Raw genomic sequence first — 14,441 nt, 5'->3', positions numbered from 1 at the left:
TCTATCCGTGTTAATGTCCATTATTGTGTCTTTGTGCTTTCCAAATGAGGGGACTCCGTCCCCTCGGCTGACAGCCAGTACATCACGTACTGGCCAATCAGTTAAACGTCCAATAGCAGACGTGTTGGGTCTTCAAGAAGCTCTTTGATGGTAACCAGGAAGCCAACCGATTCACGGCCGTCAATCAGACGGTGATCGTAGGAAAGCGCCAAGTACATCATTGGTAGGATCTCTACCTTGCCATCTACCGCCATTGGGCGGTCTTGAATTTTGTGCATACCAAGAATGGCTGCCTGAGGTGGGTTAATAATTGGCGTCGACATCAGCGAGCCAAATACCCCACCGTTAGTGATCGTAAAGTTACCCCCAGTTAGCTCATCAACGGTTAGCTTACCGTCTCGGCCTTTGACCGCGAGATCACGGATCCCTTTCTCGATATCTGCGAAGCCTAGCTTATCGCAATCACGCAGCACTGGTGTGACCAAACCGCGTGGTGTTGATACGGCCATGCTCACATCGAAGTAGTTGTGATAAACGATGTCATCACCGTCGATAGACGCATTCACTTCCGGGTAACGCTTGAGCGCTTCAACCACTGCCTTCACATAGAAAGACATGAAGCCGAGGCGAATATCATGGCGTTTTTCGAAGCTATCACGATACTGCTTACGCAGTTCCATAATCGGCTTCATGTTGACTTCGTTGAACGTGGTCAACATCGCGGTACTGTTTTTCGCTTCTAACAAGCGCTCAGCAACACGCTTACGCAAACGTGTCATTGGCACACGTTTTTCACCGCGCTCAGCCACTGCAGGGACGTCTTGTGCAGGTTTGTCTTGCTCGCCACCTTTTGGCTTGTTCTTCAGGTAAGCATCAACATCTTCTCGGGTAATACGCCCACCTACACCTGTGCCTTTCACCGCATCAGGAGAGATATCATGCTCGGCCAGTAAGCGACGCACGGCTGGGCTCAGTGCATCATTAGATTCTTCTTCCAGTGATGCTGTATGGCGCTTATCCGGTGACGCTTCTGATTCAGCAGGCACGTCTTTGGTCGGCTCTCCTGCCACAGCGCCTTCTTTCAACTTCGCGATGGCTTGTTTCGCCAACACGGTTGACCCTTCATCTTCAATGATTGACTCCAACACGCCATCAGCAGGCGCGGGCACTTCCAGTACCACTTTATCCGTTTCAATATCAACCAGTACTTCGTCACGGGTTACCGAGTCACCTGGCTGTTTGTGCCATGTGGCAATCGTTGCGTCAGCCACAGATTCGGGTAAATCGGGAACCAGAATTTCGATTGTCATATCGTAGTTATCCTTAATGTTCTAGTTCTTACTTGAGGGTCAAAGCGTCTTCGACTAACGCTTTTTGTTGTTTCTGGTGTACGGACATATAGCCTACCGCTGGCGATGCTGATGCCTCTCGTCCTGCGTAGGTTAAGGTAGCATCTTCTGGAATCGCCGCACGGAAATTGTGCTGGCTGCTATACCAAGCCCCTTGGTTTTGAGGCTCTTCTTGGCACCACACAAAGTCTTTCGCATTGGTGTAAGGAGCGATAGCGTCTTTCACCGCATCCAATGGGAACGGATAAAGCTGCTCAATACGGATAATCGCCACATTGTCGATTTCCGACTTGCGACGCGTTTCCAGTAGGTCGTAATACACCTTACCTGCGCACATGACGACGCGTTCAACCTTGTTCGCATCCAGCTCATCCATCTCGCCAATTGCGGGGAGGAAATCACCATCAGATAAGTCTTCAAGGCTCGACACACACAGCGGGTGGCGCAACAGCGACTTAGGCGACATCACAATCAACGGACGACGCATAGGACGAACCACTTGGCGACGCAGCATGTGATAGACCTGTGCAGGCGTTGAGGGTACGACCACTTGCATGTTTTGTTCGGCACACAGCTGTAGATAGCGTTCAAGACGCGCCGATGAGTGCTCTGGGCCTTGTCCTTCATAGCCGTGAGGCAACAGCATGGTTAATCCGCACATACGGCGCCATTTTTGTTCTCCAGAGCTGATGAACTGATCAATCACCACTTGCGCACCGTTGGCAAAATCACCAAACTGTGCTTCCCAAACGGTGAGACCACCAGGCTCTGCCGTTGCGTAGCCATATTCGAACGCGAGAACCGCCTCTTCAGACAACACAGAGTCAAACACTTGGAATGGCCCTTGTTTGTCGTGAATATTCGCCAGTGGTAAATAGGTACTGCCGTCGGTTTGATTGTGCAAGACCGCATGACGGTGGAAGAAGGTTCCTCGCCCGGAGTCTTGGCCGGTAATACGGATACGTTTACCATCATCCACCAGCGTCGCATACGCCAAGGTTTCCGCCATACCCCAATCTAGCTTTTTCTCACCTTCCACCATGGCTTTACGATCGTTATAAAGCTTGGCGACACGGCTATGAAGCTTGTGACTTTCTGGCAATTGGCAAATCCGATGGCCGAGCTCTTTCAGACGCTTAGCGTCAAACTTATTCGCCCACTCTACGGTCCAATCATGCCCAAGATAAGGGGTCCAATCGACCGAGTGCAACGCCATCGGGCGCCATTCTTTGACCACACATTCACCGCGGTCAAGCGCATCGCGATACTCGTTGATAAGCTCGGTTGCTTTCTCAAGATTCGCAACACCCTGCTGATCAAGAACGTCCGCATAAAGCTTACGCGGTGTCGGATGCTTCTTGATCTTTTGGTACATCATAGGCTGTGTCGCGTTGGGCTCATCCGCTTCGTTGTGACCGTGACGGCGATAACACACCAAGTCAATGACCACATCACGCTGGAATTCGTTACGGAAATCAAGCGCTAAGCGAGAAACAAAGGCAACAGCTTCAGGATCATCCGCGTTTACGTGGAAGATTGGCGCCTGCACCATTTTGGCAATATCGGTACAGTATTGCGTAGAACGAGAATCGGCTGGGTTCGAGGTGGTAAAACCGATCTGGTTATTGATGACGATACGTACCGTGCCGCCAACTTGGAAACCACGCGCTTGAGACATGTTAAAGGTCTCTTGCACGACCCCTTGGCCAGCAATCGCCGCATCACCATGAATCGTGATCGGTAAGACACTCGAACCGGTGGCGTCTTCGAGACGATCTTGACGTGCTCGGACTGAGCCCATAACCACAGGGTTGACGATCTCAAGGTGAGATGGGTTGAAGGCAAGCGCTAAATGCACATCACCACCTGGCGTGGCAAAATCAGACGAGAAGCCTTGGTGATATTTCACATCACCAGTGCCCCAGGTTTCGTCCTGTTTACCCGCAAACTCGTCAAACAGTTCTGACGGCTTTTTACCCAGCACATTCACCAACACGTTCAAGCGGCCGCGGTGAGCCATACCGACCACCACTTCACGAGCACCTTTACCACCAGCGTGGCGGATGAGCTCTTTAAGCATCGGGATCAGTGCATCCCCCCCTTCGAGAGAGAAGCGCTTTGCGCCTGGGAACTTCGCGCCCAAATAGCGCTCTAGTCCTTCAGCCGCGGTCAGTTCTTCTAGGAAGGTCAGCTTTTCTTGTTCGTTGAATTGCGGCTGCCCAACCACAGACTCTAATCGGCTTTGGATCCAACGTTTCTCTTCCGTGTCAGTAATATGCATATATTCAGCACCGATAGACCCACAATAGGTCTTCTGCAGTGCTTCATAAAGCTCGCCCAGCTGCATATTGTCTTTACCAATTGCAAATGAGCCGACATTGAAGTTTTCGTTGAAATCCTGCTCGTTAAGCGAGTGGAAAGCAGGTGATAGATCGGGTACTTGATTACGCTTCCATAAACCCAGCGGGTCAAGATTGGCCTGCTGATGGCCGCGGAAACGAAATGCGTTAATAAGTTGAAGGACTTTGACTTGTTTCGCGTCTACGTCGGGGTCATTGACTGAGGCATTTGCACGCGCTGTCTCGGTAGCTAAGCGTCGAAAGTAATCACGAACGCGAGAGTGGGGTTGTTCTACCGCGGTTTCATTCACCGCTGGTAGTTGGTCAAAGACCGCTCTCCATTCTTGATCAACTAACTCCGGGTCACTGAGGTACAGTTCGTAGAGGTCTTCTACGTAAGTTGCATTGGCGCCAGCCAAATGAGAAGACTCCATCCAAGCCTTCATCACGCCATTTTGCATTGTTATCCCTTAACCACTAGTTATTTATCCAAACACCGGTTCTAAGCCGGGTTACCTGTTATTTAGCCCCGTCCGTGGACGGGGCTTTATAGTTCACGTTAATGTACGAAAGCGTTTTAAACGCCACGCTGAATCAGCATCGACTTAATGTGTCCAATTGCTTTCGTTGGGTTCAAGCCCTTAGGACACACACTGACACAGTTCATGATACCGTGGCAACGGAAGACACTAAAAGCGTCGTCCAGATCAGATAAGCGCTCTTCGGTCGCGGTATCACGGCTATCCGCTAACCAACGATACGCGGCGAGCAGCCCTGCCGGTCCCACAAATTTATCTGGGTTCCACCAGAAAGAAGGGCAAGAGGTGCTGCAACACGCACACATGATGCACTCATACAAGCCGTCTAACTCTGCGCGGTCCTCAGGGGCTTGTAAGTTCTCACGTGATGGCGGTGTGTCATCGTTGATTAAGTAAGGTTTAACCCGCTCGTAGTTCTCATAGAACTGACTCATATCGATGATAAGGTCACGAACAACGGGCAAACCGGGCAATGGACGGATCACAATTTCTGATTTGTCCATCAGTGATGAGAGTGGCGTGATACACGCCAATCCATTCTTACCATTCATGTTCACGCCGTCCGAACCGCACACACCTTCGCGACATGAGCGACGGAATGCTAACGTCGGATCTTGCTCTTTTAGTTGAATGAGCGCGTCCAATAGCATCATGTCCGACCCTTCAGGCACGTCGAGCGTGTAATCCTTCATATATGGCGCATCGTCCACATCTGGATTGTAGCGATAGACTGAAAACTTAACGTTCATCGTTTTCGACCCCCTTAGTAAGTACGCGCTTTCGGTGGGAAAGCGTCACGATGCACTGGCGCCATGTTGACGTCGCGCTTCGACATAGATTCCGTTTCTGGATTGTAGATGGAGTGGCATAGCCAGTTCTCATCATCACGCTCTTGATAATCAAAGCGTGCATGAGCACCACGGCTTTCGGTACGATAGTTTGCCGCTACCGCTGTTGAATAAGCGGTTTCCATCAGGTTCTCCAGCTCCAAACACTCGATACGCTGAGTGTTGAACTCAGTCGACGTATCGTCCAATCGTGCGACTTTCAAACGTTCACGGATTTCTTGCAGTTCTTTGAGGCCTTTTTCCATCGCCTCACCTTCACGGAATACCGAGAAGTTTTCTTGCATACACGCTTGGAGATCTTTACGGATTTCTACAGGGTCTTCGCCTTTTTGCGTGCTGTTCCAGCGGTTCAAGCGCGCTAAAGAGGCTTCAATATCAGATTCGCTTGCATCACGCGCTTCAACTTGCGCGGCCAGGGTTTCACCAAGGTGTAGACCCGTTGCACGGCCAAAGACCACCAGATCAAGCAATGAGTTACCGCCCAAACGGTTTGCGCCATGGACAGACACACTCGCGATCTCACCACAGGCAAACAGGCCTTGTACTTCAACGTCGTGTCCCATTGGATCTTGTTTGATCGCTTGACCAGACACTTGCGTTGGAATACCGCCCATCATGTAGTGGCAGGTTGGGATGACCGGAATTGGCTCTTTGACCGGATCCACGTGCGCAAAGGTACGAGACAGATCCAAAATGCCTGGCAAGCGTGACTCAAGGACATCTTTACCCAAGTGGTCTAGCTTAAGCTTGATGTGTGGACCCCAAGGGCCGTCACAACCTCGACCTTCTCGGATTTCGATCATCATTGAACGTGCAACCACATCACGACCAGCAAGGTCTTTTGCGTTCGGCGCGTAACGCTCCATAAAGCGTTCGCCGTCTTTATTAAGCAAATAGCCACCTTCACCACGGCACCCTTCGGTCACCAAGACACCGGCACCAGCAATGCCTGTTGGGTGGAACTGCCACATTTCCATGTCTTGCATCGGGACGCCTGCTCGCAATGCCATACCGACACCGTCACCCGTGTTGATGTGCGCATTGGTGGTGGATTGATAAATACGCCCTGCACCGCCCGTTGCAAGCACGGTCGCTTTAGATTTGAAGTAGCAAATCTCACCAGTTTCCATGCACATCGCGGTGGCACCAACCACAGCACCGTCTTGGTTTTTCACCAAGTCGAGGGCATACCATTCCGAGAAGATGGTGGTTTTATTTTTGATATTTTGCTGGTACAGCGTGTGAAGCAATGCATGACCAGTTCGGTCTGCCGCTGCGGCTGTACGTGCCGCCTGTTCACCGCCAAACTCTTTCGATTGGCCACCAAACGGACGCTGATAGATAGAGCCGTTTTCAAAACGCGAAAACGGTAGGCCCATTTTTTCGAGTTCAATGACCGATTGCGGGCCGGTTTTACACATGTACTCGATGGCGTTTTGGTCTCCGATATAATCCGACCCTTTCACCGTGTCATACATGTGCCATTGCCAGTTATCCTTGTGTGAGTTACCCAGTGCTACCGTAATACCACCCTGCGCAGATACAGTGTGAGAACGAGTCGGAAAGACTTTTGATAACAACGCACAAGACAAGCCTTGTTCAGAAATTTGCAGGGCGGCGCGCATACCTGCACCACCTGCGCCAATAACGATTGCGTCAAATTCGCGAACTGGAATACTCACTTACACACCCCACAGTACAAAGAAACCGGCAAACACATAGATCAGCAGCAAGGCAACTACACCCAATTGAAGGAGGCCACGCAGCAAGGCAGGCTTGATGTAGTCAGTTAACACTTGCCACATACCGATCCATCCGTGAATGAGAATCGACACCAGTGCCAGCATGGTAAACACCTTCGTGCTGGTTTGGCCGAAAAAAGCTGTCCATGAGGCGTACGTAATGTCCGGCCCAAATGCAGCAAATCCGACCATATAAAGTGTGTAAAGTGTGATGATAATCGCAGTGGCCCGAATGAGTACAAAATCATGTACACCATTACGCCCCACCGATGAAATGTTTTTCGTTACCATACCAAAATCCCCGCCAGTACAGACAACACGCCGGTCAATGCAAATGCCACCTGAGCGCTTTTCGCACCCGTTTCCAACTCTTCAAAATAACCGATATCCTGCATGAGGTGGCGGATACCACCTACGATGTGATAGGCAAGCGCCGTGAGGATGCCCCAAAGGACAAACTTAACGAAGAAGCTATCGACGATGGCAGACGCAGTTTCAAAACCGCTAGGTGAAGAGAGAGACAGGCTAAGCAGCCACAATAGGATGGCGATCGAGACGAAGGTGATGACACCTGCTACTCGATGCATGATGGACGCAATCGCTGTGATGGGGAAACGAATGGTCTTAATGTCGAGGTTTACGGGTCTTGACTTTCTTTCTTTCACGATATTGCCCACTCAGCTCCATTGAGCATTTATAGTTATTTACACTCTCTGAACCTCAGTACTCAAAGCGTAAGACCTGCAACATCTGTGTAACGTGCTTTGCGTACCTTATTGCTATTAACTGCAACTTTGAGCAAATGGATCACGTCAATTTAGAAAGGTGTTTGAGCCCCTAAACGCTCTAGGATACTGATATGCCCAGAGACCTCGCAAAAGTATACGCGGCGTAACAAGCAATTACAAACGCTCAAAATTGACAGGAATCTCACAACAGATATTTAACCCGCATTGCAAATAAGTTATTAACTCGCGCACACATCGTTAGGTTAAAAATTGACATCACCTAGGCCGATCGGTAAAACGGTCGGGTCCGTATCCTGGATGGGATTATAAAATAACAAAGGAGATTGTTATGGCAGAGAAGAAAGCTACCCTACATATTGAAGGGCAAGCACCAATCGAACTGCCGATCATGGGGGGCACTGTCGGGCCAGAGGTCTTGGACGTACGTGCATTAGGTGCAAATGGATATTTCACCTTTGATCCGGGCTTTGTCGCCACGGCATCATGTGAATCGCAAATCACCTACATTGATGGCGCTGCAGGCGTTTTGCTGCATCGCGGTTACCCTATTGATCAACTCGCCAATAACGCTGATTACTTAGAAGTCTGTTACATCCTTCTTTACGGTGAAGTCCCTACGAAAAAGCAATATGAAGAATTCCGCTCGTTAATCGTGCGCCACACCATGGTACATGAGCAAATCGCGAGTTTCTTCCACGGGTTCCGTCGTGACGCTCACCCAATGGCCGTCATGGTCGGTGTCGTCGGTGCACTGGCTGCTTTCTACCACGACTCACTGGATATCAATAACGATCAGCACCGCGAAATCACCGCCTTCCGATTGCTCTCTAAAATGCCGACACTCGCGGCAATGTGTTACAAGTACTCGATTGGCCAGCCATTCATCTATCCGCGCAACGACCTAGATTACGCAGAGAACTTCCTCCACATGATGTTTGCAACACCTTGTGAAGAATACGAAGTCAACCCAGTAGTCGCGCGTGCGATGGACAAAATCTTCACGCTGCATGCCGACCATGAGCAGAATGCGTCCACCTCGACGGTCCGTCTAGCTGGCTCTTCAGGCGCTAACCCATTCGCGTGTATTGCCGCGGGGATCGCGTCACTTTGGGGGCCAGCTCACGGTGGTGCCAATGAGGCCTGCTTGCGCATGCTAGAAGAAATCGGTCATGTCGATAACATTCCTGAATTTATTGGCCGAGCAAAAGACAAGGATGATCCTTTCCGTTTGATGGGCTTTGGACACCGGGTGTATAAAAACTACGATCCTCGCGCTACTGTGATGCGTGAAGCTTGTCATGAAGTATTGGAAGAACTGAGTATCCAAGACCCACTGCTCGATGTGGCGATGGAGCTCGAGCGTATTGCACTGTCTGATGATTACTTTATCGACAAGAAACTGTATCCGAATGTGGACTTCTACTCGGGCATCATCCTCAAAGCGATTGGTATTCCAACGTCGATGTTTACTGTGATTTTCGCAATGTCACGAACCATTGGTTGGATTGCACATTGGAATGAAATGCACTCCGATCCCAACAATCGCATTGGTCGTCCGCGTCAGCTCTATACTGGCTACACGCAACGTGAATTCACACCAATGAAACAGCGAGACTAACACCTTGCTTGCAGAAAAACGCCGCCTAAACGAGGCGGCGTTTTTGTTTTCGTCAATCACTTATACCGGGTTGTCGATATCAATAAAATCAACCGTTAGACCATACTGTTCAGCCAACCACTCACCCAGCGCTTTAACACCATAACGCTCTGTCGCATGATGGCCTGCGGCAATATAGTGCACACCTTGCTCGCGCGCTGAGAACGTCGTCCGTTCTGATACCTCACCTGAAAGATAGGCATCCATATTCTGGCTAGCCGCTAAGTCGATAAAGTCTTGCGCACCGCCCGTGCATAAGCCGACCGTTTCAATACGACGGGTGTGGCCGCCATCAATAACCAAAGGGGCTCGGCCTAGAACCGCCGCCACTTGATGTTCAAACTGGGCTAAGGTCATCGGCGTCGATAGCTTTCCGTAAACAGGAATCGACACCGGGTTACCGGGCTCTAACCCGCCAATCAACTCAATCCCCAATCGCTTAGCCAACTGTGCGTTATTTCCCATGGTAGGGTGAATATCCAACGGCAAATGGTAGCCATATAAATTAATGCCATTTTCAATCAACGCTTTGATCCGTTGATACTTCATGCCACGAATTTGCTGTGGTTCACCGCGCCAGAAGTAACCGTGGTGTACCAAGATGGCATCCGCATTCTGCTCAATCGCCGCATCGATCAGATCTTGGCAAGCCGTGACACCGGTAATCACTTTTTGTACTTGCTCACGTCCCTCAACTTGTAGCCCATTCGGGCTATAGTCTTTGATTTGGTCGGGCTTTAGCTCTGCGTTTAGGATTGCTTCGAGTTCGAGGTTATTCATGATGTCTCTTTCGTCGCTTTGAGATGTTGTATGTTAGTGTAACGTGCGGAATCGACATAAAAAAGCGGCTAACGTTTCCGTTAGCCGCTCAACCAGTAAGGCGTGATGTTTATAAAAAACCGCCCGCTTTCTCAGACTCAGCCAGCCAGACCGGCTTAGTACTATCTTTTAACCAGACTTGATGAAGATGACTATAAATACGCGATGCCAAAGGCGGCATTACTAATGTAGGCGCACATACAATACCTGCAACCACAACAGCGCTGCGACGCAAAACGACTTGGGTTTTATCGAACGGTTTATACATGACTAACCTCACTCATCTGACCAGTTGTGGGGAGAGTATATCATTCGTTTGGTATGTTTACTACATATTAGTGCAAAAAACGTCCAGCTACGGCGATACAATCGATTAACAAGGTAATAAAATTACAATGATGACATCACCACTGTTTGCCCGTCGACAGCAAATCGCAAAGGATATGGCTTGGATTCGCTCCCAACCGCCTTTGTTATCCTCAGCGGATTTCCCCATGGTCAATACCTCGACGTGGCAAGTCGCTGATAACACCCTGACAGAGATGTCTTATCACGGACCTCATCGTATCGGCTTTTACTACCAATGGTTATTAGGAAACCTGATTGCGCAACAACCTCACCTTAATGTGGTTGCTGAAGAAATACAGATTAATGATGCGGGTAAAACCGTTGGCGCAGTGGATTTCTTGATTGAAAATGGTGAGCAACTCGAACACTGGGAAGTCGCAGTAAAGTTTTATCTTGCCCATCAAGGTCGCTGGCTAGGCCCAAATGCTAAAGATGCATTAGATATCAAAGCCGCGCGTATGATGAACCATCAGCTTGCTATGTCCAATCACCCCCGCTTTTTAGCCGATCACCCACAATGGCGACCGCAAAAGAAGCGACTTTGTATCCATGGCCGTTTGTACCAACCGTTTCACCAAAGCGCACCACTCCCAGATGCACCCAGCGTCAATCTCGATTGTATTACCGGTTGGTGGTGCTGGCCTGATGCCTTACCCCAAGACCGTCGTTATGCGTCTTTATCACGCGATCAGTGGTTGAGTATCCCTGATTTTCATACCTTACCCCGCTTTGATACAGCGGCGCTGGCTTCGCTGACACGCACTTGTCATTTAGTTGATGAGTCTCTCACGCCCTGGTTTGTCGTCACCCCGGACTGGCCTCAAACTCATCCACCTAAAGTATAGTGGCCGCCAGACGCACATAAAAAAGCCGCACCTTAACGGTACGGCCTTTACAACGCACGAGGGGATATTTGGCGTTTTATACCCCTTGCTCGGCAAAAACGTTATCCACGATCTGTTGCGCTTCTTTCTCGATCATGCGCAGGTGCGCCTCACCTTTAAAGCTCTCGCAATAGATTTTGTAGATTTCTTCTGTACCAGAGGGGCGAGCAGCGAACCATCCAGAGTCAGTGACGACTTTTAAGCCACCAATCGCTTCACCATTGCCTGGCGCGTGAGTCAGCTTTGCAGTAATGATATCGCCCGCTAACGTCTCCGCGGTCACCATTTCAGGGCTTAACTGGCTAAGCACTTGCTTTTGTTGCTTGTTCGCCACCGCTTGTAAACGGTTATAGGCGGGATCACCATGCTTATTCACTAGTGTTTGATAGTAAGCGTGAGGTGTCATACCGGTCACCGCGAGGATCTCAGCTGCCAGTAAACACAGAATAATGCCATCTTTGTCGGTCGACCAAGGCTGTCCATCCAAGGTTAAGAAAGAGGCGCCCGCACTTTCTTCGCCACCAAAGCCAAGCTGGCAGTGATGCAGACCATCGACAAACCATTTAAAGCCAACCGGGACTTCCACCAGCGTTCTATCAAGATCCGCAACCACTTTGTCAATAATGGCACTCGACACGAGTGTTTTACCCACACCTAAGCGACTCGGCCATTGCTGACGATGGCGGAAAAGATAATCAATACAAACCGCTAAATAATGGTTAGGGTTCATCAAGCCATCTGGTGACACAATACCGTGGCGGTCAAAATCAGGGTCATTCCCAAAAGCAAGATCATAGTGGTCTTTGTGTGCTAACAATCCCGCCATCGCATAGGGTGAGGAACAATCCATGCGGATCACACCGTCGCTGTCGAGAGGCATGAAGCCAAAAGTCGGATCGACTTTCTCATTCACGAGGGTAATATCGAGCTGATAATGTTCAGCAATTTTTTGCCAATAGCGAATCCCAGCACCGCCCAGAGGATCAACAGCCAGTTTTAATCCTGCCGCTTGAATGGCTTTAATATCCACAACACGTTCGAGCCCAGCGACATACGGCGTCACTAAGTCTTGCTCTTGGTAGTAAGCGCTTGCTCGTGCTTCGTCGATAGCCAACCGTTTCACGCCTTCTAAGCCAGCATCAATATAATCATTGGCTCGTGCTTCAATCGATTTTGTGATGGCCCCTTCTGCTGGGCCGCCATGCGGAGGGTTGTACTTAATTCCCCCATCTTGCGGTGGATTATGTGAGGGGGTGATCACAATCCCGTCCGCTTGCTCAGCATGATCACGGTTATAAGCCAGAATTTGTTGGGAAATGCCCGGCGTTGGCGTATAGCCCTGATCTGCTTGCGCAATAACCTCTACCTGATTGGCCGTCAATACTTCAACCACGGCACCGAAAGCGGGCTCGGACAGCGCATGCGTATCTTTACCCACAAAGACAGGTCCCGTGATACCAAGCGCACGGCGCTCATCACAGATGGCCTGAGCAATCGCGTGAATGTGATCACGGTTGAATGTTGTATTTAGTGCACTGCCACGGTGGCCTGATGTTCCAAACGCAACGCGCTGCGCCGGGTTGCCGGGGATTGGCTGGGCCTGAAAAAAGCGCGTGACTAGCGCTGGAATATTGCATAAATCAGCGGCGTCTGCGCGCTGCCCTGCTTGGGGATGCACTGCCATAAATCTCGTCTCCCATGAGTGGCATAGATTAAATCGCGTTGACAACCTTTTCGATCAAATCGCTGGGGAACTGCATTTTTTCCATCAGCTGCTCCACCATTTGGCGCTTACGGCCGGTGTTGGTGTTGGTGATAACCCAAAAAGGAGTCTCTGGAATTTGCTTCGGCTTGGTGGTTTTGCCGCTTTCTAACAAAGTTTGCTGATTATCAGCAAAATACAGACGGGTACGTCCTTTTAGTGCCATCCCATCGGCAAACCCTTGCTGGTCCACACGATATAGGGTGGTCAAAACGAGCATGAAGCGGCCAATTGCACGCTCTTGCGCTGCAAACTCATCCGAGATCAATAGTGATCGCATCGCTTTAACGCGATCAACAGACGCACTGCGTCCTGCATCTTTACTCACTACGATGCCGCTGGAACGAGAGGGTGTCGGTGCAGGCTGTGTTGACTGCTGCGCCGAATCCGACAGCAATAAGCGGCGCAAAATATCTGATGCGCTCTCACCAATATGCTGCGTTTGGCTGGCAATGTACCGGTATAGCTCCTCGTCAACCTCAATCGTCTTCATTGTTTTTCATCGAGTCCTGTTTGTCGTTTAACGGGGCGATTATACAGAGATAGATAGGTATACTCTACGCCAAAGCCAGTAATCTGAGAGAAAAGCAACGTGTTATTAAACGAAAAGTCTCGCGGTGAAGGCTCACCGCTCGTATTGATCCACGGTTTATTTGGCAATCTCGACAATCTAGGCGGATTAGCAAAAACCTTGGCTGATCACTTTTGTGTTTATCAAATTGATCTACCTAATCACGGCCAGTCCTATCATACTAAGCAGGTCGATTATCAGGCACAGTCGGATGCGGTTGTCGCATGGATGGATCACCATCAACTCGACAAGGTGACGCTGGTCGGTCACTCAATGGGCGGGAAAGTTGCTATGGCTATCGCACAGCGCTTTCCTGAACGCGTGACACAGTTGGTGGTCATGGATATTGCCCCCATCGACTATCAAGTTAACCGGCATGATGCGGTGTTTACGGCGCTAAAACGCACCCAAGACACTCCCCTGACTAGTCGCCAACAAGCACAATCGATCATGGATGAGACGATTGAAAACCCAGGCGTGACACAATTTTTATTGAAATCACTCTATAAAACCGATCAAGGTCACTACGCCTGGCGCTTCAATATTGATAATCTTTATCACGGTTATCGCGATATTATGGGCTGGCAGGCATTCGGACAGTATTCAGGCCCGACTCTGTTTGTAAAAGGGCAACAATCTGAATACATTTTGCCCGAGCACCGTGATGCGATTATAGAACAGTTCCCGCATTCGAAAGCGCACATGGTGGCAGGCACAGGCCATTGGCTACATGCTGAAAAACCTGCCGTGGTTGCCAACGTTATTGAGCGCTTTTTAATGCCGGGAGAGCGTTAACAGGTCTGTGACCCTTGTGGTATATTGCGCCGCATATGT

The 14,441-nt window shown here is 50.0% G+C and carries 13 protein-coding genes; 3 read left to right on the top strand and 10 right to left on the bottom strand.

Annotated elements, in window-relative coordinates; all coding sequences use genetic code 11:
- Positions 1 to 101: 101 nt before the first annotated feature.
- The 6 genes from odhB to sdhC form a co-directional block, all read right to left on the bottom strand.
- Complete coding sequence (odhB, locus tag N7E60_RS05130) at positions 102 to 1,310, bottom strand: 2-oxoglutarate dehydrogenase complex dihydrolipoyllysine-residue succinyltransferase (protein WP_077640807.1); 1,209 nt, start codon at positions 1,308 to 1,310, stop codon at positions 102 to 104.
- Between the two features lie 28 nt (positions 1,311 to 1,338).
- A complete protein-coding gene (gene sucA, locus N7E60_RS05125; RefSeq protein ID WP_077455213.1) occupies positions 1,339 to 4,149 on the bottom strand; it encodes a 2-oxoglutarate dehydrogenase E1 component in 2,811 nt (936 codons plus the stop codon).
- A gap of 116 nt (positions 4,150 to 4,265) precedes the next feature.
- The gene (locus N7E60_RS05120; protein WP_069588383.1) at positions 4,266 to 4,976 is read right to left on the bottom strand and encodes a succinate dehydrogenase iron-sulfur subunit; all 711 of its coding nucleotides are present in this window, start codon (positions 4,974 to 4,976) and stop codon (positions 4,266 to 4,268) included.
- Between the two features lie 14 nt (positions 4,977 to 4,990).
- Positions 4,991 to 6,757: a succinate dehydrogenase flavoprotein subunit gene (gene sdhA / locus N7E60_RS05115; RefSeq protein WP_069588384.1), complete on the bottom strand. Its 1,767-nt coding sequence runs from the start codon at positions 6,755 to 6,757 to the stop codon at positions 4,991 to 4,993.
- Positions 6,758 to 7,108: a succinate dehydrogenase, hydrophobic membrane anchor protein gene (gene sdhD / locus N7E60_RS05110; protein ID WP_077455214.1), complete on the bottom strand. Its 351-nt coding sequence runs from the start codon at positions 7,106 to 7,108 to the stop codon at positions 6,758 to 6,760.
- The gene (gene sdhC / locus N7E60_RS05105) at positions 7,102 to 7,494 is read right to left on the bottom strand and encodes a succinate dehydrogenase cytochrome b556 subunit (RefSeq protein ID WP_077455215.1); all 393 of its coding nucleotides are present in this window, start codon (positions 7,492 to 7,494) and stop codon (positions 7,102 to 7,104) included. The genes sdhD and sdhC overlap by 7 nt, the downstream gene beginning before the upstream one ends.
- Before the next feature lie 400 nt (positions 7,495 to 7,894).
- Between sdhC and N7E60_RS05100 the strand changes: the two genes are divergently transcribed.
- A complete protein-coding gene (locus tag N7E60_RS05100; protein WP_069588389.1) occupies positions 7,895 to 9,184 on the top strand; it encodes a citrate synthase in 1,290 nt (429 codons plus the stop codon).
- Between the two features lie 60 nt (positions 9,185 to 9,244).
- Here N7E60_RS05100 and N7E60_RS05095 read toward each other — a convergent pair whose 3' ends face one another.
- Together N7E60_RS05095 and N7E60_RS05090 are read right to left on the bottom strand one after the other, a co-directional pair.
- The gene (locus tag N7E60_RS05095; RefSeq protein WP_269598291.1) at positions 9,245 to 10,003 is read right to left on the bottom strand and encodes a Nif3-like dinuclear metal center hexameric protein; all 759 of its coding nucleotides are present in this window, start codon (positions 10,001 to 10,003) and stop codon (positions 9,245 to 9,247) included.
- A gap of 109 nt (positions 10,004 to 10,112) precedes the next feature.
- A complete protein-coding gene (locus N7E60_RS05090; protein WP_077675336.1) occupies positions 10,113 to 10,310 on the bottom strand; it encodes a DUF2517 family protein in 198 nt (65 codons plus the stop codon).
- A gap of 127 nt (positions 10,311 to 10,437) precedes the next feature.
- Here N7E60_RS05090 and N7E60_RS05085 point away from each other — a divergent pair, with 127 nt between their 5' ends.
- The gene (locus N7E60_RS05085) at positions 10,438 to 11,235 is read left to right on the top strand and encodes a DUF1853 family protein (protein ID WP_269598290.1); all 798 of its coding nucleotides are present in this window, start codon (positions 10,438 to 10,440) and stop codon (positions 11,233 to 11,235) included.
- Positions 11,236 to 11,311: 76 nt separating this feature from the next.
- Here N7E60_RS05085 and pgm read toward each other — a convergent pair whose 3' ends face one another.
- Positions 11,312 to 12,958, bottom strand: a complete 1,647-nt coding sequence (gene pgm, locus N7E60_RS05080) for a phosphoglucomutase (alpha-D-glucose-1,6-bisphosphate-dependent) (protein ID WP_269598289.1) — start codon at positions 12,956 to 12,958, stop codon at positions 11,312 to 11,314.
- 28 nt (positions 12,959 to 12,986) lie between these two features.
- Positions 12,987 to 13,529 carry a replication initiation negative regulator SeqA gene (gene seqA, locus N7E60_RS05075; protein ID WP_077455219.1) on the bottom strand — a complete coding sequence of 181 codons (543 nt, stop codon included), beginning with the start codon at positions 13,527 to 13,529 and terminating at the stop codon, positions 12,987 to 12,989.
- 99 nt (positions 13,530 to 13,628) lie between these two features.
- On the opposite strand from seqA, the gene N7E60_RS05070 reads away from it, so the two are divergent.
- Positions 13,629 to 14,402 carry an alpha/beta fold hydrolase gene (locus N7E60_RS05070; protein WP_077455220.1) on the top strand — a complete coding sequence of 258 codons (774 nt, stop codon included), beginning with the start codon at positions 13,629 to 13,631 and terminating at the stop codon, positions 14,400 to 14,402.
- The last annotated feature ends 39 nt before the right edge of the window (positions 14,403 to 14,441 follow it).

Origin of the sequence: Salinivibrio proteolyticus (assembly GCF_027286365.1) — a bacterium.
In the GTDB taxonomy this organism is placed as follows: domain Bacteria; phylum Pseudomonadota; class Gammaproteobacteria; order Enterobacterales; family Vibrionaceae; genus Salinivibrio; species Salinivibrio proteolyticus.
The sequence above is the reverse complement of the archived record's forward strand: the minus strand, read 5'-3'. Positions and strand labels throughout refer to the sequence as shown.

Bases quoted from the DNA above. Each gene is read 5' to 3' on its own strand.
- N7E60_RS05120 (WP_069588383.1), bottom strand. From the start codon at position 4,976: ATGAACGTTAAGTTTTCAGTCTATCGCTACAATCCAGATGTGGACGAT.
- seqA (WP_077455219.1), bottom strand. From the start codon at position 13,529: ATGAAGACGATTGAGGTTGACGAGGAGCTATACCGGTACATTGCCAGC.
- N7E60_RS05095 (WP_269598291.1), bottom strand. From the start codon at position 10,003: ATGAATAACCTCGAACTCGAAGCAATCCTAAACGCAGAGCTAAAGCCC.
- sucA (WP_077455213.1), bottom strand. From the start codon at position 4,149: ATGCAAAATGGCGTGATGAAGGCTTGGATGGAGTCTTCTCATTTGGCT.
- N7E60_RS05090 (WP_077675336.1), bottom strand. From the start codon at position 10,310: ATGTATAAACCGTTCGATAAAACCCAAGTCGTTTTGCGTCGCAGCGCT.
- pgm (WP_269598289.1), bottom strand. From the start codon at position 12,958: ATGGCAGTGCATCCCCAAGCAGGGCAGCGCGCAGACGCCGCTGATTTA.
- sdhD (WP_077455214.1), bottom strand. From the start codon at position 7,108: ATGGTAACGAAAAACATTTCATCGGTGGGGCGTAATGGTGTACATGAT.
- odhB (WP_077640807.1), bottom strand. From the start codon at position 1,310: ATGACAATCGAAATTCTGGTTCCCGATTTACCCGAATCTGTGGCTGAC.
- N7E60_RS05085 (WP_269598290.1), top strand. From the start codon at position 10,438: ATGATGACATCACCACTGTTTGCCCGTCGACAGCAAATCGCAAAGGAT.
- N7E60_RS05100 (WP_069588389.1), top strand. From the start codon at position 7,895: ATGGCAGAGAAGAAAGCTACCCTACATATTGAAGGGCAAGCACCAATC.